Source organism: Xenorhabdus szentirmaii DSM 16338 (genome assembly GCF_002632585.1).
GTDB classification, from domain to species: Bacteria; Pseudomonadota; Gammaproteobacteria; order Enterobacterales; family Enterobacteriaceae; genus Xenorhabdus; species Xenorhabdus szentirmaii.
The window spans coordinates 129,130-153,376 of record NZ_NIBV01000001.1 but is presented as its reverse complement, the minus strand read 5'-3'; the positions used below and the strand labels follow the sequence as shown (position 1 = coordinate 153,376).

Genomic DNA, 24,247 nt, shown 5'->3' with positions numbered 1-24,247 from the left:
GGAGAAGTAAAATGAGTAAGTCCTCAAAATTAATATCACATATTGAGAAAGGCAAGATAGGTTTTCCGACCACCCTTGCCAGCTCTGTTGGGGTAATTATGGCAAGCCCGGTGATTTTGACGGTAACCAGTGGGTTTGGTATTGGTGGTGATACATTTGCTTTAGCCGTGTTGCTTAGCTTTATCATGATGCAGGCGCAGCTAACCACTTTTTCTGAAGCAGCGGCAATCTTGCCGACTTCTGGGTCAGTATATGACTATATTTCCTGTGGTATGGGGCGTTTTTGGGCAATAACCGGCTCACTTTCTGCTTACCTGATTGTGCATGTTTTTGCCGGTACGGCAGAAACCATTCTCTCTGGTGTTATGGCATTGGTTAATTTTGAAAGCCTTAATACAGTGATGGGGAACAGTAATACGTCTTGGATGGTTGGAGTGGGTTTAGTCATCATCTTTGGCTTGCTCAATGCATTCGGGATTGAAGCTTTCAGTAAAGTGGAAATCATACTGACATTCAGCATGTGGAGTACATTGGTTATTTTTAGTGTGTGCGGTTTATTGATGCCGTTTCATACATCAGTCGATGGCTGGTTTGGTCAGGCACTCAACATTTCTGAGCCAACAACGGTTTTGAGCCTGATTGGTATGGCAATGTTTATGTTTGTTGGCTGTGAACTGGTCACGCCGATGGCCCCGGAAATTAAAAACTCAGCCAGAGTTATTCCGCGCGCGATGGCAATCGGTTTGTGTGGCGTGGCGTTCTGTATGTTTATGTATGGGGCGGCGATGACGCATCAAGTAGAAAATATCATTGTTGATCCTGAAAACAACATCAGCCTACTGGAAACGCCGATGGCAATTCCTGCTTTTGCAGGGCAGGTGATGGGGGATTTTGGTAAATACTGGATTGGTATTGGTTTGTTGCTGGCAGGTGCAGCAACGATTAATACGCTGATGGCGGCGGTTCCCCGCATTTTATACGGAATGGCGCTGGACGGTGCTTTACCCCGCGTTTTTGCCTATCTTCATCCACGCTTTAAGACGCCGGTATTCGGCATCTTAGTCGCCGTATTAATCCCTTGCGTGCATGCATTTGCTATTCAAGGGGATTTGAGCCGTATCATTCCATTGGTATTGGCGGCGGTGTGTTCATGGGGAACGGCTTATTTGCTGGTCACCATTTCAGTTATCCTACTGCGCATTCGACGTCCTGATTTACATCGGGCTTATAAGTCACCGTTCTTCCCGTTGCCACAGATCATTTCAAGTGCAGGGATTATTTTGGCAATTGTTTACATCACGCCACCCGGAATGAATAAAGCAGATGTTTATATTCCTTTCGTGATGATGTTAGGTCTGACAGCTTGCTATGCATTGATTTGGACGATATTTGTTCAGAAAATAAATCCATTCAGGCCTGTTGATGTGGAATCGGTTTTGTCTAAAACGTTCTCTGAAACTGAGTTGAAGGAGGTTCAGCTTGAACCATTGCGCAACCTCGACTAAACCCACTTTTTGGCAAAAAATCAGTCAACAGCGCCTGCCTGCCGGTTATCAGGCGGGAATGACTCTTAACAGGCTAGAGCATGATCTCCGGCCATATCCTTGTGAGCGGCCGGGTATTGGCGAGCTGCTTGTGAAGCCTGATGAACAATTAACAATACAGGTAAGTGAAAGGGTAAAAACGCTGTTTATGGCGTTTATTGTCTATACCCGTTTTTCGGTTTCAGGCACGATAAGCCAGTCTTATCATGCAGATATACAAGTCAGAACGGGCGGGAGCCTGCGAAAAAAACAGGTGCGATTTATTTCAAAGCAAGAAGATGGTTTTGCCGTGATTGAGCAGCTGGAGCAATATCCCATTATCCGGAAAACCTTAGAGGAGCTTGATTTCCGGTTTTTTAACCTGACAATCAGAGAAGGAAAATGGTGCTGTGAAATTGAGCACTTCGCTGCATCTGAAATGGTTTGCCGGCTCCCAATGGCTCGCCGTTATCTGCGTTTGATTGAGGAACAGCGCTATCGTTTGTTGAGTGCATTACATTTAATGCATCAGCTAATGAAAAAATTATAGATAAAAAAAACCAGCCAATAATATGGCTGGTTTGAGAGAGTTCAACAATGTGAACCCATCTGAATTTAAAAGCGATTACAGTTTATCAGCGTTTTTGGTCAGATATTTTGCTACGCCTTCTGGGGAAGCGCCCATACCTTCCTGACCTTTTGCCCACTGTGCTGGACAAACTTCGCCATGTTCTTCGTGGAATTGCAGAGCATCAACCATACGTACCATTTCATCAATGTTACGGCCCAGTGGCAGATCGTTAACCACCTGATGGCGAACAACACCATTTTTGTCGATCAGGAAAGAACCACGCAGAGCAACGCCAGCTTCTGGATGCTCAATACCGTAAGCTTTCATGATGTCACGTTTGATGTCAGCAACCATTGGGTATTTGACTTCGCCAATACCACCTTCGCTGATTGGAGTTTTACGCCATGCGTTGTGCACGAACTCAGAATCGAAAGAAATACCAACAACTTCAACACCACGTTTCTGGAATTCTTCATAACGGTGATCAAATGCGATCAGCTCAGAAGGACAAACAAAAGTGAAGTCCATTGGCCAGAAGAAAATAACGGCAGGGCGGCCATTTAGGTGTTTTTTAAGATTGAAGTTATCAACGATTTCACCGTTACCGAGAACAGCTGCTGCTGTAAAGTCAGGGGCTTGGCGGGTGACTAAAACCATAATTGACTCCTGTGATTTTAAAAAGGTGTTATGTAGGAACGGGTTACAGCATAAGGAATTAGGGTATAGCAATAAAGGACAAAATACCAATTGATATAATAGGTTTTACCTATCAATAAATTGATTTCAATTTTCTTTGGCCTACATAAGATAAAACTATTTGGGAAAAGTGCAAGGCTCTGCATACATTTCCTGAACAGATTGGCTATTATTTGATGCAAATTCCATCATTTGTGGGTAGAACTGCCAAAATAGGGTTTCGAAATCAAAATAATGTTTCTCTATATCCTGATATGATCCTGCCAGCGCCGATAATTTGGGCCGCCTGTGCGCTATGCTTTGCAGTACATTGGCAATGCATGACATATCTGCATAACGAATCAGCAAGTTTTGTGCCCAGAGATAGTGGTTGAATTCTTGGAATTTCTCAGGGGTATCCTCAAGGTGAGGTTCTATCTTGCTGCGGGCTAAATTGACGAATTCAGGCAGAGAGTAATTTTTCTCAATTCTGCCCCAATGCAGGGAAAGAAAGTGATCCCACAGGATATCAAGGGTAATTGGGGCAACACGGCGATATTCACTGCGGAATAACTTACAGGCTTCAAGGACAAGTGGATGTTTGTCTGTCAGGCTGTCTACCCGCCGGTGCATGCGGATCCCGGCTACAATGTCAGGGCTGAATAACCCCTCAGGTGAGCCCCGGACAAAATCCGCCATCAGATTGCCCAATAGTGAGCTTTTTGATAATGCGGCTAAATGAAGGTGTGCGAGAAAGTTCATAGTGGGAGTATATCGCAATTTATTAAATGAGTTGCTTCTTTGTTGCACCCGTGGACTTGCAGCACTAGACTAGTCCGCCTGTTTTTTTGAATGATACAGATAAAATGCGTGTCGCTGATTTTACTTTTGAATTGCCAGAAGAGCTGATAGCTCATTATCCCCAGCCGCAGCGAAGTGGTTGCCGCTTGCTTTCCCTTAATGGTGAAACGGGGAAACTGACACACGGTATTTTTACTGATGTGTTAAATAAATTGGAAGCCGGTGATTTGCTGGTTTTCAATAATACTCGCGTCATTCCTGCCCGACTGTTCGGCCGCAAGGCGACGGGGGGCAAATTGGAAGTTTTAGTCGAAAGGATGCTGGATAATAAGCGAGTACTTGCTCACGTAAGGGCATCCAAGGCGCCGAAAGAAGGGGCTGAATTGATTCTCGGTGAGGATGTTTTAGGTGAAGGGCAGAGCGTTAAGGCAACTATGCTGGCTCGCCACGATACCTTATTCGAAATCCGTTTTGACGATGAGCGCGATGTATTGGCTATTTTGGATCAAATTGGTCATATGCCATTGCCTCCCTATATTGCACGCCCTGATGAAGATGCCGATCGTGAGTTATATCAAACGGTCTACAGTGAGCGTCCTGGCGCGGTCGCTGCACCAACGGCCGGATTGCATTTTGATGAATCCCTTTTGGCTGCTTTGAATGAAAAGGGGGTTGAAATGGCTTTTGTCACCCTGCATGTTGGCGCGGGAACTTTTCAGCCAGTTCGGGTAGAAACCATTGAAGACCATGTGATGCATGCTGAGTACGCAGAAGTGCCGCAGAACGTGGTAGATGCGGTATTGGCATGCAAAGTGCGCGGCAATAGAGTCATTGCCGTGGGAACCACGTCAGTGCGTTCATTGGAAAGTGCTGCGAGGGCTTGTCAGGATGGTATTATCGCGCCATTTTTTGATGACACCCAAATTTTTATTTACCCTGGTTTTGAATATCAGGTTGTTGATGCATTGATTACCAATTTCCATTTACCAGAATCCACTCTGATCATGCTGGTATCTGCATTTGCGGGTTATAAAAATACCATGAATGCCTATAAAGAAGCGGTAGAGGAAAAGTACCGCTTTTTCAGTTATGGTGATGCGATGTTCATTAGCCGTAACATGCAGGCATCAAAAGAAACGGTATCAAAATAAAGATATTGCAATAAAATATTATATTGAAATCAAAAAGATCATCATCTCAGCTACGCTGATTTGAATGGCGTTTAAACATAGCATCAGACTGTTTTTCTGATGTCTGGAGGTTAAGTGAAATTTGAGCTACAAAAGACAGACGGAAATGCCCGTCGTGGTCGTTTGATTTTTGATCGTGGTGTTGTCGAAACCCCGGCATTTATGCCCGTGGGAACTTACGGTACAGTAAAAGGAATGACGCCGGAAGAGGTGAAAGAAACGGGGGCTCAGATCCTGTTGGGGAATACGTTCCATCTTTGGTTGCGCCCGGGTCAGGAGATCATGAAATTACATGGCGATTTGCATGATTTTATGCAATGGCAGGGGCCAATCCTGACTGATTCCGGCGGTTTTCAGGTTTTCAGCCTCGGGGCGATGCGTAAAATCAAGGAAGAAGGTGTTCATTTCCGCAATCCAATCAATGGAACGCCCGTTTTTCTCAGCCCTGAAAAATCCATGGAAATCCAATATGATTTGGGTTCCGATATCGTCATGATTTTTGATGAATGTACGCCATATCCTGCTGACTGGGATTATGCCAAGCGTTCCATGGAAATGTCACTGCGCTGGGCTGCACGCAGCCGCCAACGTTTTGATGAACTGAATAATAAGAATGCCTTGTTTGGCATTATTCAGGGCAGCGTTTATGAAGACTTGCGTGATGTTTCCGTCAAGGGACTGGTGGAGATAGGTTTTGACGGCTATGCAGTGGGTGGTCTGGCTGTTGGTGAACCGAAAGAAGATATGCACCGCATTCTGGAACATGTTTGCCCGCAAATCCCGCAGGATAAACCCCGTTATCTGATGGGGGTTGGTAAGCCGGAAGATTTAGTTGAAGGTGTTCGCCGTGGCATTGACATGTTTGATTGTGTGATGCCAACACGTAATGCCCGCAATGGTCATTTGTTTGTGACAGAAGGTGTCATTAAAATTCGTAATGCTAAACACAAGGAAGACACTTCCCCGTTGGATGAGCATTGTGATTGCTATACTTGCCGCAATTATAGCCGTGCATACCTTCATCACCTTGATCGCTGTAACGAAATTCTTGGTGCAAGGCTGAATACGATACATAATTTAAGGTATTATCAGCGTTTGATGGCCGGAATTCGCAAAGCCATTGAAGAAGGCAAACTGGAACAGTTTGTTGGCGAGTTTTATCAGCGGATCGGGAAACCTGTTCCGTCGTTAAATATATAATTTGGCGTGACTAATCAGCCTCAATATGTGTAGCATATTGGGCTGGTTTTTGATCGAGCCACTGTCGATTTTCGACAACACTTATTTTCGATTACAATTATTTTCGATAACTATGTTTTCGATAACAATGAGGGACATTTGATGAGTTTTTTTATTTCTGACGCTGCGGCAGCTGCTGGCGCACCAGCAGGCTCTCAGGGAAATCCATATTCTCTGATTATCATGCTGGTTGTTTTCGGTTTGATTTTCTATTTCATGATCCTGCGTCCACAACAAAAACGCACCAAAGAACATAAGAAACTGATGGATTCCATCTCCAAGGGAGATGAAGTACTGACTTCTGGTGGTTTGGTTGGTCGTGTCTCTAAAGTGTCTGATACAGGCTATATTGTGATTGCCCTGAATGACACCACAGAAATCACTGTCAAGCGTGACTTCGTTGCCGCCGTTTTGCCGAAAGGTACAATGAAGGCTATTTAATTTTCCGATTTTCCCGAAGGGAACTGCCGTGTTGAACCGTTATCCTTTGTGGAAGTATCTGATGCTGATCGCTGCGATCCTCATCGGTTTGCTTTATGCACTTCCCAACCTTTATGGTGAGGATCCGGCTGTACAAATCACTGGCGCGCGAGGTATCGCCGCCAGTGAAAAAACGCTGGACCAAGTCCGTAATGTTTTAGAAAAAGATCATATTAATAGTAAGTCCATTTCATTAGAAAATGGAATGATCCTGGCCCGTTTCAATAATACGGATGTGCAACTCCGTGCCCGTGAAGCATTGGTTTCTGCATTGGGTGAGCAATATGTCGTGGCATTGAACCTTGCACCCGCGACACCGATGTGGCTGAGGGTCATTGGTGCTGAACCCATGAAACTGGGGCTTGATCTGCGTGGTGGTGTTCACTTCCTGATGGAAGTAGATATGGAAACCGCACTGGGCAAGTTACAGGAACAAAACATTGATAGTTTCCGCTCCGAATTACGCGAGCAAGGCATTCCTTATTCTGCCATCCGCAAAATAAATAATTACGGTGTTGAAGTTCGTTTCCGGGATAATGAAACGCGCTCCAAAGCTGAAAGTTATCTTGAATCTCGCCATCGTGATCTAGTGTTTTCTGCAAGTACAAACAATGCGCTGAAAGTGGTCATGAGTGATGAGCGTTTGCGTGAAGCCCGCACTTATGCGGTGCAGCAGAACATCACCATTTTGCGTAACCGTGTTAACCAACTGGGGGTTGCGGAGCCACTTGTTCAGCGCCAGGGGGCCGATCGCATTGTTGTTGAATTGCCGGGCATCCAGGACACAGCTCGTGCGAAGGAGATTCTGGGGGCGACAGCAACATTGGAATTCCGTCTGGTCAATACCAATATTGACCAAAATGCGGCGTTGTCCGGTCGTATTCCGGCTGATTCAGAATTGAAGTACACCCGTGACGGCAATCCCGTTATATTGTACAAACGCGTTATCCTGACAGGGGATCACATCACTGACTCCACTTCCGGCACGGATGAAAATGGTTATCCTGAGGTGAATATTTCTCTGGATAGTGCTGGTGGTACAGCGATGTCGAATTTCACCAAGGATAATCAGCAAAAACCAATGGCAACGCTGTTCGTGGAATATAAAGACAGCGGCAAGAAAGATGCCAATGGCCGTGCAATCATGGTCAAAAAAGAAGAAGTGATCAATGTTGCGACCATCCAGACACGTTTGGGCAACAAATTCCGCATTACGGGGATAGGCAATCCGGCTGAAGCCCGTCAGTTGTCACTGTTGCTGCGTGCTGGTGCGTTGATTGCCCCCATCCAGATTGTTGAAGAGCGTACCATTGGTCCGACACTGGGCTTGCAGAATATTGAGCAAGGCTTCGAAGCGTGTTTGTGGGGATTGATTGCGTCCATTCTGTTCATGGTGATTTACTACCGCAAATTTGGCTTGATTGCGAGTAGTGCACTGTTGGCTAACTTAGTGCTGATCGTCGGTATTATGTCACTGCTGCCGGGGGCAACACTGACGATGCCCGGTATTGCCGGTATTGTCCTGACACTGGCTGTTGCGGTGGATGCGAACGTGTTGATCAACGAACGTATCAAAGAAGAATTGCGCAATGGCCGTACCATTCAGCAGGCGATCCATGAAGGTTATAAAGGGGCATTCTCCAGTATCATCGATGCAAACCTGACGACGCTGATCACTGCCGTCATTTTGTATGCAGTTGGCACCGGCTCTATCAAAGGCTTTGCGATCACGACCAGCATTGGTGTGGCAACGTCGATGTTCACTGCCATTGTCGGAACACGTGCAATCGTGAACTTGCTGTACGGTGGCAAGCGTATCAATAAGTTGTCAATTTAAGGAGCACGTTGTGGCACAGGATTATACTGTTGAACAATTAAACTACGGGCGTAAAGTGATTGACTTTATGCGCTGGGACAACGTTGCTTTCGGAATTTCATTCCTGCTATTGATTGCTTCGATCATGATGATTGGCACCCGTGGATTTAACTGGGGGCTTGATTTTACTGGTGGTACGGTTATTGAGGTCAAGCTGAGCAAGCCGGCCGATTTGGACAAAATGCGCGATAGTCTGGCTCAGAATGGTTTTACTGATCCTCTTTTGCAAAATTTTGGCAGCAGCCGTGATGTCATGGTGCGTATGCCTCCGGTGAAAGGCCAGGGCGGGCAGGAGCTGGGCAATAAAATCATTTCGGTCATTAACCAGCATATCGATGAAGATGCAACAGTCAAACGTGTAGAGTTTGTTGGTCCGAGTGTGGGAAGCGAGCTGGCCCAGAGCGGAGCAATGGCACTGCTGGTTGCGCTGATTTGTATCCTGATTTATGTCGGTTTCCGTTTTGAATGGCGTCTGGCATTGGGAGCCGTTATTGCACTTGCGCATGACGTGGTGATTACATTGGGTGTACTGTCGTTGTTCCATATCGAAATAGACCTGACTATTGTGGCATCATTGATGTCCGTTATCGGTTATTCGCTGAATGACAGTATTGTTGTATCGGATCGTATTCGTGAAAATTTCCGCAAAATACGTCGTGGTACACCTTATGAAATCACGAATGTTTCGCTGACCCAGACATTGAGTCGCACGATCATGACATCTGCAACGACATTGCTGGTTGTAGTCATGCTGTACATTTTTGGCGGTGAAATGCTGAAAGGCTTCTCGTTGGCCATGTTAATCGGTGTTTCCATCGGTACAGTTTCTTCCATCTATGTTGCTTCGGCATTAGCCTTGAAACTGGGTATGCAGCGTGAGCATATGATCCAGCAAAAAGTTGAGAAAGAAGGGGCGGACCAGCCTTCTATTCTTCCTTGATAATTTAATAGGCTCCTGCGCTGATATCATTTAAACACCCTGTGAGTACTTACTGACAGGGTGTCTTTCATTAGCACTTCAAGGTACACTGTTATCCCTTAGGTTAACTGTCAGGAAACGATATGCATTGCCCATTTTGCGCAGCCGTTGATACTAAAGTTATTGATTCCCGCTTGGTTGGGGATGGCTCACAAGTGCGCCGTCGCCGTCAGTGCCTAGAATGTCATGAACGCTTCACTACGTTTGAGGTTGCAGAACTAGTGATGCCGCGAGTCATTAAGAGTGATGATATTCGTGAGCCTTTCGACGAAGCAAAATTGCGTCGTGGCATGCAAAAGGCACTGGAAAAGCGCCCTGTCAGTTCTGATGATGTGGAAATCGCAATCATCCATATAAAATCACAAGTGCGGGCAACAGGGGAGCGAGAGATCCCGTCCAAAATGATCGGAAACTTTGTCATGGACGCACTGAAAAAATTAGATAAAGTTGCTTATATTCGTTTTGCATCTGTTTACCGCAGCTTTGAAGATATCCGTGAATTTGGTGAAGAGATCGCCAAATTACAAGATTAAACTATCAATCAGGATAATAAGGCAAAACATCATGACACTCGATGAGATATATATGTCTCGTGCGCTGGAACTGGCGTATCGGGGGCGTTTCACAACATCACCCAACCCGAATGTCGGTTGTGTCATCGTTAAAGATGAACAGATAGTCGGAGAAGGTTTCCATCTGCGTGCAGGTGAAGCCCATGCAGAGGTACATGCCCTCCGTATGGCCGGTGAAAAAGCCAAAGGTGCGACCGCTTATGTCACACTTGAACCGTGCAGCCATCACGGTAAAACGCCTCCCTGTGCTGATGCTTTGATTACTGCGGGAATAACCCGGGTCGTTGTGGCAATGCAAGATCCCAATCCACAAGTTGCCGGACGAGGTTTGCATAAGTTGCAGCAAGCAGGCATTGTTGTTGAGCACGGCCTGATGATGGGGCAGGCGGAATCCTTGAATAAAGGGTTTCTTAAACGCATGCGCACGGGATTTCCCTATCTGCAACTGAAGCTGGGTGCATCATTGGATGGTCGCACGGCATTGTCCTCCGGGGAAAGCAAATGGATTACGTCCCCACAAGCCCGTCAGGATGTGCAGAAATTGCGGGCCCAATGCAGCGCTATTCTGAGTTCAAGTGCAACGGTATTGGCTGATGATCCTTCACTGACCGTTCGTTGGAATGAACTGGATGCAGAGACTCAATCGATTTATCCTCAAGACCATCTTCGTCAACCTATTCGCATTATTACCGATAGCCAGAACCGGGTGACACCACAGCATCAGGTTGTTCAACAAGCAGGGCAATGCTGGTTAGCACGTACCAATAAAAATGAGCAATTATGGTCTGATAATGTGGAGCAAATTTTGTTGCCGGCACACGGTGGCGGGGTTGATTTAGTGCTGCTGATGATGCAGTTGGGCAAACGCCAAATAAATTCAGTTTGGGCGGAATGCGGCCCTGCTTTAGCCGGGGCTTTATTGTCGGTGGGGCTGGTTGATGAGTTGATCCTTTATATTGCCCCCAAGGTGTTGGGAAATAATGCCCGTGGGTTGCTCGATATCCCTGAATTGAAAAAATTATCGGATGCCCCCGAATTTACTCTGCTTGATGTAAAACAAATTGGGCCTGATGTCCGTCTTCGTTTGCGTCCCGTTTAGCAAAATCCGCCGCAAAAACGGTTGCGGCCTGAGACGCGGGCAGCTTCGCCGTTGACGGCAAAGAACAATCACGTTCTGATTTAAGTTTGAACATAAATCAAGACGCAGAGAAAAATAATATGATAAGATCCGCGCCCCTGCGGATATGAAAAGGTATTAAGGAAGGCTATGAACGTAATCAAAGGTGTTGTTGCAGCTCCTGAAGCCCGCATCGCTATTGCGATTGCCCGTTTTAACAACTTCATTAATGACAGCCTGCTGGAAGGTGCAGTGGATGCACTGGAGCGTATCGGCCAGGTTTCTTCAGACAATATTACCGTAGTGTGGGTTCCGGGGGCTTATGAGTTGCCGTTGACGGTCAAAGCCTTGGCGGAATCCAAGAAATGCGATGCGGTTATTGCTTTGGGGACTGTTATCCGTGGTGGCACAGCTCATTTCGAATATGTGGCTGGTGAGTGTAGTTCCGGGTTAACCAGCGTGGCAATGTCCAGCGATATTCCTGTTACATTTGGTGTTTTGACGACTGAAAATATTGAACAGGCAATTGAGCGTGCTGGCACTAAAGCGGGTAATAAAGGAGCAGAAGCTGCCTTGACCGCACTGGAAATGATCAATGTACTTACAGCTATCAAAGGCTGATTTTTTTAGTTTTAATTAAGGGGAATTTTGTGAAACCTGCTGCTCGTCGTCGTGCTCGTGAGTGTGCTGTCCAGGCAATTTATTCATGGCAAATATCTAAAAACAACATTGCTGATGTTGAATTGCAGTTTCTGTCAGAGCAGGACGTAACCGGTGTTGATGTCACCTATTTCCGTGAATTGCTGTCCGGGGTAGCGGTCAATGCGACAAAATTAGATGCTCTGATGGCACCTTATCTTTCCCGCCAACTCGAAGAGTTAGGCCAGGTGGAAAAAGCCATCTTGCGCGTTTCAATGTTTGAACTAAGCTTTCGTGATGATGTTCCCTACAAAGTGGCTATCAATGAAGGCATCGAACTGGCAAAAACGTTTGGCGCTGAAGATAGCCATAAATTCGTGAATGGGGTATTGGATAAAGCTGGCCCGGCAGCACGCAAGAAGAAGTGATTGCTTGTCAGGAGTTCCCCATTATAACTCGATGATTTTACAGATGAGGCCGGAGAACCGGCCTCATCTGTTCATCATTAGTCACTCTTTGGAATTCTATTATGGCATGTGGTGAATTTGACCTCATTGCACGTTATTTCAATCGCCATATCAGCCGTCGCCGGGATGTAAATCTAGGGATTGGTGATGATTGTGCACTGATGAGCGTTGCAGATAAGCAAGAATTAGCAGTAACAACAGATACACTGGTTTCTGGCGTTCATTTTCTTCCTGACATTTCACCGGAAGATCTGGCGTATAAGGCTCTGGCTGTCAACATCAGCGACTTAGCTGCTGTTGGAGCCGATCCAGCCTGGGCATCACTGGCCTTAACGTTGCCTGAAGTCAATGAAGACTGGTTAAAGCGATTCAGTGACAGCCTATTTGAACAACTGAATTATTACGGTATGCAGTTGATTGGCGGGGATACCACAAAGGGCCCCATGAGTCTGACCCTGACTGTCCATGGCTTGGTTCCGGCAGGCAGAGCCTTGCGGCGAGCTGGTGCGAAAAACGGTGACTGGATTTATGTTACCGGAACCTTGGGAGACAGTGCGGCCGGGCTTTCATTACTGCAAAATCACCTAACGGTAGAAGATCCCGTGATCCGCAATTGGTTGGTGAAACGCCATCTTCGTCCTCAACCGCGGATTTTACAGGGGCAAGCGCTGCGTGATCTTGCATCTTCAGCGATTGATCTGTCTGATGGATTAATTTCTGATCTCAACCATATTTTGGCAACCAGCCAATGCGGTGCACGCATTAATCTGGATGCGTTGCCTTATTCCGAAGCGATGCAGAACTATATTCCTTCTGATCTGGCGTTAAAATGGGCGCTGAGCGGAGGGGAAGACTATGAGCTGTGTTTTACAGTCCCTGAGCTTAATCGTGGTGCACTGAATATGGCCTTGGCTCATACTGGTGCAAGTTTCTGCTGTATTGGACAAATCAGGCCCGAATCGGAAGGTATCCGCTACTTTAACAATAACGAAGAAATTGAATTGGATCTGAACGGCTTTGACCATTTCAAAACGGATAAAAAACCGGCAGTGCCTTGTTCGGGGTCATGGCAAGCAGAGAATGACCAAACGGAGGGAACTCATGGATAATGCGAAACACCGCTTAAAAATGAAAAACCCGTGGCACTTGCTGGCGACGGGATTCGGAAGTGGTTTATCGCCAATTATGCCTGGTACGATGGGATCTGTTGCCGCAATCCCTTTTTGGCTATTGCTGGTACAGTTGCCGGTTTGGGCGATTTGGCTGGCGATTGTGTTGGGAACGGTAATAGGTTGCGTGATTTGCCAGAAAGCCGCAGATGCCATGAATGTAGAAGATCCCGGTTGTGTTGTTTGGGATGAATTCATCGGTATGTGGATCACATTGATGGCAATCCCTGTGCTTAATTGGCAGTGGATTTTGGTTGGGTTCGTTGTATTCCGTATCTTTGATATGTGGAAACCCTGGCCAATTCGTTGGTTTGACCGTTACGTGAAGGGCGGAATCGGCATTATGCTGGATGATATTATTGCAGCGATTTTTGCCGTTGCAGTTATCTGGTTGCTGAATGTATACCATCTGTTGCCTTTCTGATGTCACCAGCCACTGGCATTCAGTGGCTGGTTTTCTCATCTTGTTGTCCCGCCTGTAACACTCATATCCTTTTCGTATTTCAAAGTAGATTCAACGGCAATTTTCAAGGCAGCTGTCATTTGTCCTACAACCATACTTGGCGCACCTGAATGTTTTACGGCTTGTTCTGGCAAATAAGGCACATGAATAAAACCGCCGCGGACAGCGGGATAAAGTGGGTTCAGGCTCAGATAATGCAATAAACCATACATCACATGATTACAAACAAACGTTCCCGCAGTCTGAGAAACTGATGCAGGAATTCCGGCGAGTTTCAATTCATTGACGATTGCTTTGATGGGCAGGGATGAGAAATACGCAGAAGGACCATCCTTAATAACAGGGATATCAATCGGTTGTTTTCCGGCATTGTCAGGGATACGTGCATCATTAATATTGATGGCAACACGTTCAACTGTGATATCAGGCCTACCCCCCGCTTCTCCAGTGGCGATCACCACTTCAGGTTTAATGCGCTCAATAGCGGAGTAAAGGCGTTCAAGGGAATCATCGAAAACACAGGGCAATGAGTAAGCTTCAATATGTGCCCCGGCAATCTGACACCCATGTAATGGTTTGACGGCTTCCCATGATGGATTTACGGTTTCACCGCCAAAAGGTTCAAAACCCGTGAGCAAAATGGTTTTCATGGTAGTTCCTTGTTGTTGTTTTATTAGAACATGAGGAAATAGAGTAAAAACACATTAACAAGCAGCAAAGTACAACCTGTGGGAATTTGTGCCTTGATAACCGCATTGCGATCAGGAAGTTCTAACAAAGCGGTTGGAACAATATTAAAGTTGGCCGCCATTGGCGTCATCAACGTGCCGCAATAACCAGAAAACATACCAATGGCGGCCATTACGGCAGGATTGCCGCTGTGTTGTAAGATCAAAATGGGAATACCAATGCCAGCCGTGACGATAGGAAAAGCGGCGAAAGCGTTCCCCATCACCATGGTTAACAGTGCCATGCTGAACACATAGGCAGCCACAGCGATAAAACGATTATCAACGGCCAAATAATTTTCAGTTAAATAGGAAACTACAGTGCCGACCCCAGCCGCAGTAAACAATAAACCGAGCGTTGCCAGAATTTGGGGCAGGATAAATACACAGCCAATGGAATCCAATAAACGGCGGGTTTCTTGTATTGGCTGTGTCATTGTCTCACGGCTCATGAGCATGGCGATGACTAACCCGATCCCACAACCCAGCGTAATGGAGAAAAGCGTTACCAGCGTGGAATGGTTGCCTGTACCAAAGATAGCTTGCTGCAACCCGGGAATATGGTTAAACATCAGAACACCGAACATAGTAACAATGGGAATGAGCAAAGCAGGCAAAAATAACTTATTGCCAAGACGTTCCGCACTTTGTTGACGTTGTTCTGGTGTTGGTTGATGATAATTCCCCATGCGAACCCCGCCAAATCCTGCTAACAAAGCCATCATAACAACCAGTAAACCCACCGTGATATTAGCGACTTTTTGAGCATGCATTTCATCATCTATCCAGATCGCCGCCAGATGCCCACTCCATTTTCCCATGAGAAAAATAAGGCCGTATAACCCCCAAAACAGCCCTGTGGTTAAACGACGGGGATTGGCGTTGTCACGCCATGACATAATGGCGACAGCAATCAGGAGAATTCCTGCTATTACATAGAGATACTGTAGCTGAAACATTATTTTTTCTCCTTGCTGTTCAGTCGATTGCTATTTAATTGATTGCGAGTCAGCGATCTCAGTTCATTGGCAAGGCGATAATCAAGGCGGTATAACCGAACTGAGTGGATGAGGAAAGCACAAATAGCCGTGGGAATGCCCCAAAGAGCGATGTGCAGCGGTTCCGTATGAATACCGCCTGATTCCAGCATAAAATTGTGCATAAAAATAATTGCCCCAAAGGCGACAAAAATATCTTCACCGAAAAACAGGCCCGTATTATCCGTTGCTGCTGACATGGCACGAATGCGGTAACGCACGGAATCTGGCAGATCGCCATACTGGTTTTCGGCTGCGCCTTCCGCCATGGGCGCCAGCAAGGGACGAACCATTTGCGGATGCCCACCCAGACTGGTTAACCCTAAAGCAGCGGAAGTTTCACGGATAAACAAATAGATAATCAACAAACGGCCGGTTGTCGCTGATTTGATATGAGAAATGGATTTTTGTGCTCGCTCTTTTAATCCGTGCCGTTCCAGCAAGCCAATAATGACGAGAGGGAACAAGAGAGTCAGGGATAAATTTAAGGTATTGATAAAGCCTGAACCGAGCTTCTCCAGAATATCCAGAATTGGCATCTGGGCGGTTAATCCTGTGATAAATCCTGCAATTGTGACCACTAAGACAGGATTAAATCTGATGATAAACCCGATGATAATGACCGCTATCCCGATGAGGGGCCAGAAATTGACAGCTTGCTGCATATTTTATTTTCCGATAGCTAAATGAGTCTTGTTTAATTTTTTGAAAAAACAGTGTTTTTTAGAAAGCAGTCTTGTTGATAAAGCAATATCGTAGGTTAAAATTGCATTGGTGGTTAAATTATTGTTTGTATGTTATTGAACAACAAATAAAAGGCTATTAATAAATAGATAAATAAAATTTTCCTGTAATTTTAAAAATGTTATCTAGATCACTTATGCGATTATTATTTTTGACATCGAAAATGTGTTGCTATGAGTGAGCTATAATTTGTTTTTTTATTTTGTCATTGTGTCATGGCCTGATGACCACTAGGTTGTATTTATAGAGTCAATTAATAAGCATGTTATAAATTTATATTTGTTATTAATTCATTTTAATTAACCAATTGAATATTAAGTTATTATGTGCATTTTGTGTTATGTATTGTTGATTAATTAAATATTTTCAATTCAAGATATTGCGTGGGTTAAATTTAAAAATTTGTATTAATGGTATATGAATGCCTGATAAATAGAATGATTGCTGCGATTAAATAATTATTTTGATTTTATGATAAAATTATTTTGGAGCGATGTTGGTGGTTTTTTTTGACATATTTTTGTTAGTATTGAATATTTAAGTCTATCTTTTATTGATAAATTAAGAGGTGCTTTAGTTATCTCGATGATGGCTATTATTGTTTTAAATTAGACATATCTAAAATTAACCTTGACTTTAATTAGAAAATAACTCTTCTGTAAAAATGGGGGTTATTTTTTCTATTGTAAATTTAATTTTCTTTAAATAAGAGGTGAATATTTTTGCCGTGCAGGGTTTTTCTTTAAGGAAGAGGAGTGAGTGGTGAATCAGTTTGAATATTATTATCAGTGGGAACTTGATTATTTAAGGCAACTGGCAAAGACAGTCAGTGAAGAGCATGAACATCTCAGGGATTCGTTCATTCGGCGTGATCCTGATGTAGAAAGACTGAATGAAGGTTTTGCGGCGTTGATGGGGCTCCACTTGTACCTGCTTCACCGAATGTTGTTTCATCAAATATTAGTACACAGCTATCAGCTTCAGATGATTTTGCAGAGCTGCTGGAAGCCGATTATAAGAAATTGTCTGATGAACGTGGGTTAGCAACGTTGACTATTGAAATGGATTCTATTCAATCTAAGAATATTAAAATATTTTGGTATTATATGCCAACTGAGGATATCATTTCTCCTCTTCGTTATAAATGGAGTGAGAAACCAATATTAGAAAATGCTATTTATGGCTATGATGATGAAGTAATGCGTAAATGATTTTATAGATAAAAATAAAAGGATTATCTTATGAGTAGAAAATATTCCCTTATGAAGTATATTATTGAAACAGATGTTTTTTCAGAAGCGTATCCTCATGTTATTAACGAAAAACTAGAGAAAATAAATAAAAAAGAAGCAAAAAAATAGCGTGTTTAGAGAGTGTTAATGATACAGAATGTCGCTTAGCTAATAGTTTAAATACTACGAGGCGATTTTATTTATATTTGTATCTTTTGGGTTCAATAATTTCTTTTGTATTGTTTTTGAATAACTATGTAAAAACATGGCATGCAAATGAGGAGGCATATCTTGAAGGGGTGGGTTATGCAAGGAAAGATCATGGAGAGTATTTTTATTTAAATCCAAAATTGCCAGAGTATCAAAAAAAATATGAATATATTGCTCACGATAAGAGTATTTCATTTTTCAAGTATTGAAATATTCGTTATTCAAAAGATATTTTTTATAGTAAGGAACGTACAAGGGAGTCGTTAATAATAGATGCTGGTTTTTTCTCCCTGTATCTTTTATTTATTATTCTTTCTATTTATTTTTTGTTTAAGGTTTGCAGTATTCCACCTTTTATCATAGATAGAGAAAGACAGATTTTTTATACTTGGCATAAAGGAAAAGTGTATGCAGCAAATTATTCCCAATTGGAAGTGTATAATTCTGCTGGTAATTTAGGATTAAAAACGTGTGGATACGATAAAAATAATAATCTTATCAGCTACTTTTATTCACCTAAATTTCCCGGTTTTTTTGATAAAAGGGTAGGTAAAGACTATTTGTTGGCTTTTGTAGCGAAATATTTCCTGCAAGGAAAAGATGCGGTTAGTTCGGTTGATTATAAACGCAGAAAACCTTTTTTCCGGTTACGTGAAGAGCCAAAACCTGTAGATTGGGAATTGCAAGTCGAGAAAATTTTGGCTGAAGTTGAGCGGCTCAGGTCGCATAATATTTCTGTATCGGATGAAAATAAATAGAAAAAATCAAGGTGATGAATTCCTTGGCTTTTCAATGGAGCGTTTAACAACGCTCTATCCCCCTTTTTTGGAAAAATCTTTGTGTTATGTGCTTGGTGTATGGAAAAAGATTTTAAAAGATATGGATGATAAAAAGAATAATAATGTTATTAGATGAGTATATCATTGGGAAAAATCAGCATCATAGAGTTATCGCCCTAACCGATGCTGATGATTTAATTCCCGGTCATTATGCCTGATGTGTTGTCGTTCGTCGTACCCAGAATAAAACCAGTACTAACACTGTCAGTGGCAAACCATGGAATATCAGGATCACGATGGAAGGTGGCAACCAAATGTAGAATGGCGCAACCAGAAGCATACCTATCCCAAACCCTGTCATCTGCAATAATGTCAATAAACTGAAAATCGGCAAGCGCAAGCTTTCCGGTTCACTTTGTGCTCGTGATATCAGGCTAACTTCGGCAATACCATCCCCAATTCCTGCCCAAATGGCAAACAGCATCAGCCAAAATACGGTGCTTTGCTGGAAAGTAAGGATAAATCCTGTCGACATTAACGCAACACCGATAAAGAACAGTTTCTCCATTTTCAATAGGTCGCGACTGCGCAATAGATAGTTCGTCAATCGTGCTCCACTGAATTTTCCGATTGCCCATGTTGCCAGCAACAATCCCATTGTCGTACTGGCATTATCGGGAGTGAGAAGTTTCGAAATGATGGGAAAACCCACGTTATGGGCAGCGCTGCCCAATGTGTCAGCCAGGCTGAGGAATAGCATTCCTGCCAGCATTGGCGCACTGCGTAAGCCAAGGCGTAATTCTCGCCATTCATTACCCAGCTCTCTTGATACTTTTTGCTCGGGTAAGGTGAGGAAACGCAGGGGCATAATCAGGATTGCAGCCAGCAGGTAAGTGAAGATATTGACGGTAAATACCATTTCATAACCGCTGCTTGCGACCAGAAGCCCCGATACAAGGCTGCCGAATACAGCCCCCGTTGCGGCAACAGAGGTCAGCCAGGAGTTTGTTGAGATGCGTTGGGAAGGATGCACCCAGTAGGGTAACTGGCTGTTCAGCCCGATGGCGAACATTGAGTTGCCTAAGCCAATGCCAAAGGCGATCATGGGTAAGATTAACAATTGCTGTGCGACGGGGATCACCAATAGCAGGGACAGCAAAACAACGCGGACGAGATCAAAAAAGACCAACGGCCATCTTCCGGCAAATCGTCTGAAAAATGGTGTTCCGATCAGGCTGGCAATCAGGCCACCCGTAACACGACAGGCGAGAAAAATGCTGACGTGCATAACGCTGTTGCTGAGCAGGTACACATAAGTGGAAAGTGCGACCATATTCAGAAAAGCACCAAAATCGGAAACGAACCGGGCACTGACAATCAATAAGGCATTAAAACTGGAGCAACGTAAATTCAAACTATTTTCCTGGCTTGACATTATTATTAGCTCTTTGGTTGTTCTGGAAGCTGCCGGAAGGTCACCAGCAATAAATCCCGGAATGCCGCATGCGTAAGAGATATTTGCCGAACACCGCTTGCCCGATGATAGAGTTGTTTATCATTGATTGCGAGTGTTTCAAGAAAGTTTTCCATGGCGGTATACAGCAAAGGGGGCGCTTCATCTTCTGTTGCGTGAACTTCTGAAATCACGGGTTCAGTATTGTGGCTTTGAATAAAGTGCATAAAGATCCAATCTTGGCCGTCTTGATGGATCCCTGAAGTCGTCGGGCTTTCTTTACCTTCTTGGGCTTTTATACGAAATAGATGGATATCAATCGCGTAATTGTGCTCTTTAGTGAGTTTCTTATCTAAAATGGCAATATCAGTGACGAGGATATTCTGCATAATGGGATGAGTGATAAATGCCTCATTTGCATAATCGAGCTGATTAACGCCTTGTTTATATTCTATTTTGTAGTTCATGGATGAGTGATATGCAGCGTCTCGATTTAATTGAAGCGGTTGTTCTGCATAAGGGCGATAATAATAGCGAAGAATACGTCTTTCCCGATGAGTGTAATTCTTGAAATTTTCATCCAATACTAATCCATTCCAATGCGCCTTGAATGTGTTCATTGTTTCCGGATCATGGGAAATTAATTTATTGAAATGTGGAATATGGCAATAGTGTTCATTCATTAACTGCGCCGATATGTTTGTAATTTGCATAAGTTGGCACCTTATGGAATAGGAACAATAATGGGTTTAACGTGTTCAATCATTTCTTGATGCAGGGCATGAGCGTGGGATGAGCCATCGACTTTTGCCCAGCATCGGAGTAAGTAATGCTCCTCAGTTTCAGCATTGATATTGTAGTTTGCAGGTTGAGGAATGCACTCGAGTACATGGGGATGGTTTTTCATGTATTCAATATTTTCAATGCCTTGAAAATGCCCGCTTTGTTCGGGATATATGGCTAGCATTGAATAATGCTGTCGGGTTGTGGAGGCGCGATGTTGGGCGAGTCGCAACCGTGCGTCAATATCGGGTTCTTGCAAGAGAATGGAGAGATATAGCTGGTATGGATCTAATCCGGCGATATCACGGAAAGCCGAATTAACAAATAATCCACCAAGGCGGGGATTAATTTCAATGACAACAGGGCCATTGCGGGTCATGCGGAATTCAAGATGCGCAATGGCGTAATTCAGGCCAACCGCTTTGATACATGCGATGGCATAGTCTCTGATTTGTTCTTGCTCTGCCGGAGAAAATGAAACAGGCGGGCAAATCAGTAAGTTTTCCAGAACCGTATTTTCTTTTTCAGTCAGGATAAGTTTTTCATTGATTAATATCGGATGTATTTCATGTTGGCTCATGACACATTCAACCGTTCCTTCGATGCCTTCAAGGTATTCTTCCAATAGCAGGCTCTTTCCAGGATGGTTGATATATTCATTATTACCAGAGATAAAGCATGTTTGTTCTTCTCCTAAAAAATCGAATAAAGCAGAATGTAAATATTGGCTTGTGAATGTCTGGTAATGGGCTTGTAATTCAGGCCAGTCATTGCATTTCTTTATAAAAGCTGAACAAGCACCAAAAGGTGGTTTTGCTATGACAGGATAACCTATCTCTCTGGCTTGCGAAAATAGCTCTTCTTCGTTACTGCAGAGTGCATAGCGTATTGATTTAACTCCTTTTTCTTGCAGTACCTGACGCATTGAGAATTTGTTGTTGCAGGCTGTAATTGAGGCGGAAGATGCATGAGGTAATTTTAATTTCTGGCATGTTTCGGCGACGATACAACCAATTTGACCATTGGAGGATGCATGTCCTGCATGGCAGAAAATAGCCAATAGAATGTACTTTTGTTGTAATGTAATGATGAGTTCTTGTAAAGCTTCTTGCGTTAATGATTCTAGATAGAAAACAGCATCGCTATCAGTGAAAAGGCGTTCTGTATGTTGTCGTCCTCGGAGTGCGGCTGTCAGGCAATTTATTCCCATTTGTTTTGCTGCAATGAAATGAGCTTCCCGATAGTTATAATGAGGAATTTTGGCATCATCAATATCAACAAACAAAATTGAATTTGGTTTCATTGGGTACTCTTAAAATGAATAAGTTTGAAAATTAATTAAGTAACATGCTAAGAAAATCAGGGATAACCTAGTTATCCAGCCATTCGCATTGCTCGTTTTTCCAGTTGGTAAAGCGGTAATAACGCCTGCCATTGATGGTTTCGAAATAAGGCATTTCTTCTGCATTGGTAAATAAAGGTACGGTGAATTTGCCTTTCATATGGGGAAGGACATATTCCGGCAAGGCAATATTGGAAACGCGGCGTTTTAGTTTGCTCATAATGGCAATGGCATCATTGATTGAGGCTTTATATTCTGAAGAGCCGGGAGAGAAGGGCATGAAATGGTAGAGATAATAAGGTTTCACCCCCATCCGGTATAGGTCGATAAACAGTTTATGGAGCGTTTCTTCATTGTCATTGATGCCACGCAAGAAAGGCATATTGGAAAACACAATGGGAACGACACTCTGGATGCGGCGAACCGCGTTTTGGAATTCGTTGCTTAATTCGAGTGGATGGCAAACATGAACACCAAAGGCGTTAACACGGTGTTTTTTCAGCGTTTCGATGAGGGCATCGGTAATGCGGTAAGGGTTGAATGTCAACGCCCGGGAATGAACGCGGATGAGCAGATCTTCTCTGATTTCCCTGATGGCCGCCAACGATTCATCCAGCTTGTTATCGGTCAGCATTAAAGGGTCACCGCCGCTTAAGATCACTTCTTCTACTGATGGCGTGTTTTTGATGTATTCGAGGGATTGCTGAAAGGAAGTACGGCCGGCATTTGATTTATCTGAATTGACCTTTAATGTACGTAGCGCCTCAAAACAAAATTGGCAGTAGGAGTTACAGGCATTGACCATGCGTAAAATCACGCGGTTGTCATATTTATGCTGGCAAATGGGGGTTTTCATCTCCTCATTGAGTTCCCAGTTCTCGGATTCGCCATCATACCCATTAAGCTCTTCTTCTCGCCAGAATGGAACGACTTGCCGCCAGAGAGGGCTTGTCGTGATATCGTCAGATTGTTTAGTGGCCAGAATTTTACTGAGGTAATAGGGCGTAATTTGCATTTTCTGGCCCTGCAAATTCTGTTGAATGCGTCGGGCTATTTCATCACTCCACCCTCCACAGGCAGTACGTAGTGATCCTTCATCACGTAATGCGTTTTTTTGCTGCCAACGCCAATCAGTCCAATTTTTGTTAAATTCAGGAAAGAATTGTTGTGAATCGGGGAGGACATGAATAATATCCATGATGGTTCCTTAATTTAATGATATTTGAAATTTATTATTACTTGTAATATTGTGAGGTAATGAATAAAAACAGTTATTATTATTGTGATTACTTTAATTCATATAATGTATTTGATTTGAGAGATAACAGGGTGTTTTCAAATATTGATGCATCAAATATTGATAATGAATATTAGTTTTTTGAAAGTGTTTTGAGATGAACTTTATATCAAAAAAAGATATTAAGAAGAGAAAGTTTGAAGGAACAAGAGTAGGTATAAGGGAAAGTGAATGTGTGTTAAAAAAGAATATATATCAATTGTAATAGGTTATTTTGAATTGTAAGCACTGTGACTTTTCTTTCAGCGGATTCTAAGTCATCTATATTTTTAATACCTAACTTATTTATCAAAGTTGATGAACCTTGATAACAATAATGATCATTTGTTGCATCATATTTATCCATAACTCACCTGTTTCGATATTCTTCTAAAACACTTTGTAGTGAAGTAGACTCATCTGGAATAGTTAACTCTATACCTTCTAGCCTTGAGCTATCACAAAATTTCTTCATCTTATTATTTTCATAATATTCATGCGGATCAAAAGGTTTTGTTTTAACCAGAGTGATAATGTTAGTTAATGTCAACTCAAGGGCATTCCAACTTCTGGTTTTTATCTTTATTTTAAGTATTTTTGATATGTATTTTTTAGACTCAGTAAATGTTTTTCCTTCATAGATGGATGTAATGTTTTTTTTAAATGAACGAATAAAATCATTAATGGCGGATATTTTATCATAAAGAGAGTTCCATCCACTCACTCCGAGTTTAATATTAAGTTCACTTTCTATATATCTTTTTGTTTCATAATAAGATCCTAATGATCTTAATTCATCGACATTTTTTACTTTAAAAATTGCATTTAATTTCATGTTAAATTACCAATAGTTTGCAATACAGCTTAGAGTCTTACTATATCGTTTTTTTAGAAGCAAATAA

The 24,247-nt window shown here is 43.2% G+C and carries 27 protein-coding genes; 16 read left to right on the top strand and 11 right to left on the bottom strand.

What is annotated here, in order from left to right; genetic code table 11:
• The first annotated feature begins 11 nt into the window (after positions 1-11).
• Positions 12-1,505: an APC family permease gene (locus Xsze_RS00805; RefSeq protein WP_038238527.1), complete on the top strand. Its 1,494-nt coding sequence runs from the start codon at positions 12-14 to the stop codon at positions 1,503-1,505.
• Entirely contained in the window at positions 1,480-2,073 is a 594-nt protein-coding gene (locus Xsze_RS00800; protein ID WP_244431796.1) for a DUF3156 family protein, read from the top strand. The genes Xsze_RS00805 and Xsze_RS00800 overlap by 26 nt, the downstream gene beginning before the upstream one ends.
• 75 nt (positions 2,074-2,148) lie before the next feature.
• On the opposite strand, the gene Xsze_RS00795 is transcribed toward Xsze_RS00800, so the two are convergent.
• The gene (locus Xsze_RS00795) at positions 2,149-2,751 is read right to left on the bottom strand and encodes a peroxiredoxin C (RefSeq protein ID WP_038238524.1); all 603 of its coding nucleotides are present in this window, start codon (positions 2,749-2,751) and stop codon (positions 2,149-2,151) included.
• A 156-nt stretch (positions 2,752-2,907) separates the two neighbouring features.
• Positions 2,908-3,531, bottom strand: coding sequence for an acyl carrier protein phosphodiesterase (locus Xsze_RS00790; protein WP_051462398.1), 624 nt, complete (start codon positions 3,529-3,531; stop codon positions 2,908-2,910).
• A gap of 104 nt (positions 3,532-3,635) precedes the next feature.
• Here Xsze_RS00790 and queA point away from each other — a divergent pair, with 104 nt between their 5' ends.
• The 11 genes from queA to pgpA all read left to right on the top strand — a co-directional run bounded on the left by queA (position 3,636) and on the right by pgpA (position 13,722).
• Entirely contained in the window at positions 3,636-4,721 is a 1,086-nt protein-coding gene (gene queA / locus Xsze_RS00785; RefSeq protein ID WP_038238521.1) for a tRNA preQ1(34) S-adenosylmethionine ribosyltransferase-isomerase QueA, read from the top strand.
• A 114-nt stretch (positions 4,722-4,835) separates the two neighbouring features.
• Entirely contained in the window at positions 4,836-5,960 is a 1,125-nt protein-coding gene (gene tgt / locus Xsze_RS00780; RefSeq protein WP_038238518.1) for a tRNA guanosine(34) transglycosylase Tgt, read from the top strand.
• Between the two features lie 141 nt (positions 5,961-6,101).
• Positions 6,102-6,440 (top strand): preprotein translocase subunit YajC, encoded by a 339-nt coding sequence (yajC, locus tag Xsze_RS00775; protein ID WP_038238515.1) that lies wholly within the window; start codon positions 6,102-6,104, stop codon positions 6,438-6,440.
• Positions 6,441-6,468: 28 nt separating this feature from the next.
• Positions 6,469-8,316: a protein translocase subunit SecD gene (gene secD / locus Xsze_RS00770; protein WP_071991783.1), complete on the top strand. Its 1,848-nt coding sequence runs from the start codon at positions 6,469-6,471 to the stop codon at positions 8,314-8,316.
• A 10-nt stretch (positions 8,317-8,326) separates the two neighbouring features.
• Positions 8,327-9,295 (top strand): protein translocase subunit SecF, encoded by a 969-nt coding sequence (gene secF / locus Xsze_RS00765; protein WP_038238512.1) that lies wholly within the window; start codon positions 8,327-8,329, stop codon positions 9,293-9,295.
• A 122-nt stretch (positions 9,296-9,417) separates the two neighbouring features.
• Complete coding sequence (gene nrdR / locus Xsze_RS00760) at positions 9,418-9,867, top strand: transcriptional regulator NrdR (protein ID WP_038238510.1); 450 nt, start codon at positions 9,418-9,420, stop codon at positions 9,865-9,867.
• A 31-nt stretch (positions 9,868-9,898) separates the two neighbouring features.
• Entirely contained in the window at positions 9,899-11,005 is a 1,107-nt protein-coding gene (gene ribD, locus Xsze_RS00755) for a bifunctional diaminohydroxyphosphoribosylaminopyrimidine deaminase/5-amino-6-(5-phosphoribosylamino)uracil reductase RibD (RefSeq protein WP_038238507.1), read from the top strand.
• Positions 11,006-11,173: 168 nt separating this feature from the next.
• Complete coding sequence (gene ribH, locus Xsze_RS00750; RefSeq protein WP_038238504.1) at positions 11,174-11,644, top strand: 6,7-dimethyl-8-ribityllumazine synthase; 471 nt, start codon at positions 11,174-11,176, stop codon at positions 11,642-11,644.
• A 29-nt stretch (positions 11,645-11,673) separates the two neighbouring features.
• Positions 11,674-12,090, top strand: a complete 417-nt coding sequence (nusB, locus tag Xsze_RS00745) for a transcription antitermination factor NusB (RefSeq protein ID WP_038238501.1) — start codon at positions 11,674-11,676, stop codon at positions 12,088-12,090.
• Between the two features lie 101 nt (positions 12,091-12,191).
• Positions 12,192-13,238 carry a thiamine-phosphate kinase gene (gene thiL / locus Xsze_RS00740; RefSeq protein ID WP_038238498.1) on the top strand — a complete coding sequence of 349 codons (1,047 nt, stop codon included), beginning with the start codon at positions 12,192-12,194 and terminating at the stop codon, positions 13,236-13,238.
• On the top strand, positions 13,231-13,722 hold the full coding sequence (gene pgpA, locus Xsze_RS00735; RefSeq protein ID WP_038238496.1) for a phosphatidylglycerophosphatase A: 492 nt from the start codon (positions 13,231-13,233) through the stop codon (positions 13,720-13,722). Before thiL ends, pgpA begins: the two co-directional genes overlap by 8 nt.
• Positions 13,723-13,757: 35 nt before the next feature.
• On the opposite strand, the gene pcp is transcribed toward pgpA, so the two are convergent.
• The 3 genes from pcp to Xsze_RS00720 are packed head-to-tail and all read right to left on the bottom strand — an operon-like array spanning position 13,758 to position 16,191.
• Positions 13,758-14,411 carry a pyroglutamyl-peptidase I gene (gene pcp / locus Xsze_RS00730; protein WP_038238495.1) on the bottom strand — a complete coding sequence of 218 codons (654 nt, stop codon included), beginning with the start codon at positions 14,409-14,411 and terminating at the stop codon, positions 13,758-13,760.
• Between the two features lie 23 nt (positions 14,412-14,434).
• The gene (locus Xsze_RS00725; protein WP_176553690.1) at positions 14,435-15,451 is read right to left on the bottom strand and encodes a DUF979 domain-containing protein; all 1,017 of its coding nucleotides are present in this window, start codon (positions 15,449-15,451) and stop codon (positions 14,435-14,437) included.
• Positions 15,448-16,191, bottom strand: coding sequence for a DUF969 domain-containing protein (locus Xsze_RS00720; protein ID WP_038238489.1), 744 nt, complete (start codon positions 16,189-16,191; stop codon positions 15,448-15,450). Before Xsze_RS00720 ends, Xsze_RS00725 begins: the two co-directional genes overlap by 4 nt.
• A gap of 841 nt (positions 16,192-17,032) precedes the next feature.
• Here Xsze_RS00720 and Xsze_RS00715 point away from each other — a divergent pair.
• From Xsze_RS00715 to Xsze_RS00700, 3 genes are all read left to right on the top strand, one after another.
• On the top strand, positions 17,033-17,314 hold the full coding sequence (locus Xsze_RS00715) for a type VI secretion system baseplate subunit TssF (RefSeq protein WP_038238486.1): 282 nt from the start codon (positions 17,033-17,035) through the stop codon (positions 17,312-17,314).
• Positions 17,293-17,481: a hypothetical protein gene (locus Xsze_RS00710; protein WP_038238484.1), complete on the top strand. Its 189-nt coding sequence runs from the start codon at positions 17,293-17,295 to the stop codon at positions 17,479-17,481. Before Xsze_RS00715 ends, Xsze_RS00710 begins: the two co-directional genes overlap by 22 nt.
• 635 nt (positions 17,482-18,116) lie before the next feature.
• The gene (locus tag Xsze_RS00700; RefSeq protein WP_038238480.1) at positions 18,117-18,470 is read left to right on the top strand and encodes a hypothetical protein; all 354 of its coding nucleotides are present in this window, start codon (positions 18,117-18,119) and stop codon (positions 18,468-18,470) included.
• Positions 18,471-18,699: 229 nt separating this feature from the next.
• Here the strand turns inward: Xsze_RS00700 and Xsze_RS00695 are convergent, their stop codons facing one another.
• From Xsze_RS00695 to Xsze_RS00675, 6 genes are all read right to left on the bottom strand, one after another.
• Positions 18,700-19,926, bottom strand: a complete 1,227-nt coding sequence (locus tag Xsze_RS00695) for an MFS transporter (protein ID WP_038238478.1) — start codon at positions 19,924-19,926, stop codon at positions 18,700-18,702.
• Between the two features lie 5 nt (positions 19,927-19,931).
• Positions 19,932-20,657: a 2OG-Fe dioxygenase family protein gene (locus tag Xsze_RS00690; RefSeq protein WP_038238476.1), complete on the bottom strand. Its 726-nt coding sequence runs from the start codon at positions 20,655-20,657 to the stop codon at positions 19,932-19,934.
• Between the two features lie 11 nt (positions 20,658-20,668).
• Positions 20,669-22,030, bottom strand: coding sequence for an ATP-grasp domain-containing protein (locus tag Xsze_RS00685; protein WP_038238474.1), 1,362 nt, complete (start codon positions 22,028-22,030; stop codon positions 20,669-20,671).
• 67 nt (positions 22,031-22,097) lie between these two features.
• A complete protein-coding gene (locus tag Xsze_RS00680) occupies positions 22,098-23,267 on the bottom strand; it encodes a KamA family radical SAM protein (RefSeq protein ID WP_038238472.1) in 1,170 nt (389 codons plus the stop codon).
• A 277-nt stretch (positions 23,268-23,544) separates the two neighbouring features.
• Entirely contained in the window at positions 23,545-23,712 is a 168-nt protein-coding gene (locus Xsze_RS22025) for a hypothetical protein (protein ID WP_156935882.1), read from the bottom strand.
• A gap of 3 nt (positions 23,713-23,715) precedes the next feature.
• Complete coding sequence (locus tag Xsze_RS00675) at positions 23,716-24,180, bottom strand: hypothetical protein (RefSeq protein ID WP_038238470.1); 465 nt, start codon at positions 24,178-24,180, stop codon at positions 23,716-23,718.
• Positions 24,181-24,247 lie beyond the last annotated feature (67 nt).

Excerpts from the sequence above, each read along its gene's own strand:
- Xsze_RS00690 (WP_038238476.1), bottom strand. The coding sequence starts at position 20,657 with ATGCAAATTACAAACATATCGGCGCAGTTAATGAATGAACACTATTGC.
- ribH (WP_038238504.1), top strand. The coding sequence starts at position 11,174 with ATGAACGTAATCAAAGGTGTTGTTGCAGCTCCTGAAGCCCGCATCGCT.
- Xsze_RS00695 (WP_038238478.1), bottom strand. The coding sequence starts at position 19,926 with ATGTCAAGCCAGGAAAATAGTTTGAATTTACGTTGCTCCAGTTTTAAT.
- Xsze_RS00720 (WP_038238489.1), bottom strand. The coding sequence starts at position 16,191 with ATGCAGCAAGCTGTCAATTTCTGGCCCCTCATCGGGATAGCGGTCATT.
- queA (WP_038238521.1), top strand. The coding sequence starts at position 3,636 with ATGCGTGTCGCTGATTTTACTTTTGAATTGCCAGAAGAGCTGATAGCT.
- Xsze_RS00685 (WP_038238474.1), bottom strand. The coding sequence starts at position 22,030 with ATGAAACCAAATTCAATTTTGTTTGTTGATATTGATGATGCCAAAATT.
- nrdR (WP_038238510.1), top strand. The coding sequence starts at position 9,418 with ATGCATTGCCCATTTTGCGCAGCCGTTGATACTAAAGTTATTGATTCC.
- yajC (WP_038238515.1), top strand. The coding sequence starts at position 6,102 with ATGAGTTTTTTTATTTCTGACGCTGCGGCAGCTGCTGGCGCACCAGCA.
- Xsze_RS00680 (WP_038238472.1), bottom strand. The coding sequence starts at position 23,267 with ATGGATATTATTCATGTCCTCCCCGATTCACAACAATTCTTTCCTGAA.
- Xsze_RS00790 (WP_051462398.1), bottom strand. The coding sequence starts at position 3,531 with ATGAACTTTCTCGCACACCTTCATTTAGCCGCATTATCAAAAAGCTCA.
- Xsze_RS00805 (WP_038238527.1), top strand. The coding sequence starts at position 12 with ATGAGTAAGTCCTCAAAATTAATATCACATATTGAGAAAGGCAAGATA.
- Xsze_RS00675 (WP_038238470.1), bottom strand. The coding sequence starts at position 24,180 with ATGAAATTAAATGCAATTTTTAAAGTAAAAAATGTCGATGAATTAAGA.
- pcp (WP_038238495.1), bottom strand. The coding sequence starts at position 14,411 with ATGAAAACCATTTTGCTCACGGGTTTTGAACCTTTTGGCGGTGAAACC.
- ribD (WP_038238507.1), top strand. The coding sequence starts at position 9,899 with ATGACACTCGATGAGATATATATGTCTCGTGCGCTGGAACTGGCGTAT.
- Xsze_RS00795 (WP_038238524.1), bottom strand. The coding sequence starts at position 2,751 with ATGGTTTTAGTCACCCGCCAAGCCCCTGACTTTACAGCAGCAGCTGTT.
- Xsze_RS22025 (WP_156935882.1), bottom strand. The coding sequence starts at position 23,712 with ATGGATAAATATGATGCAACAAATGATCATTATTGTTATCAAGGTTCA.
- thiL (WP_038238498.1), top strand. The coding sequence starts at position 12,192 with ATGGCATGTGGTGAATTTGACCTCATTGCACGTTATTTCAATCGCCAT.
- pgpA (WP_038238496.1), top strand. The coding sequence starts at position 13,231 with ATGGATAATGCGAAACACCGCTTAAAAATGAAAAACCCGTGGCACTTG.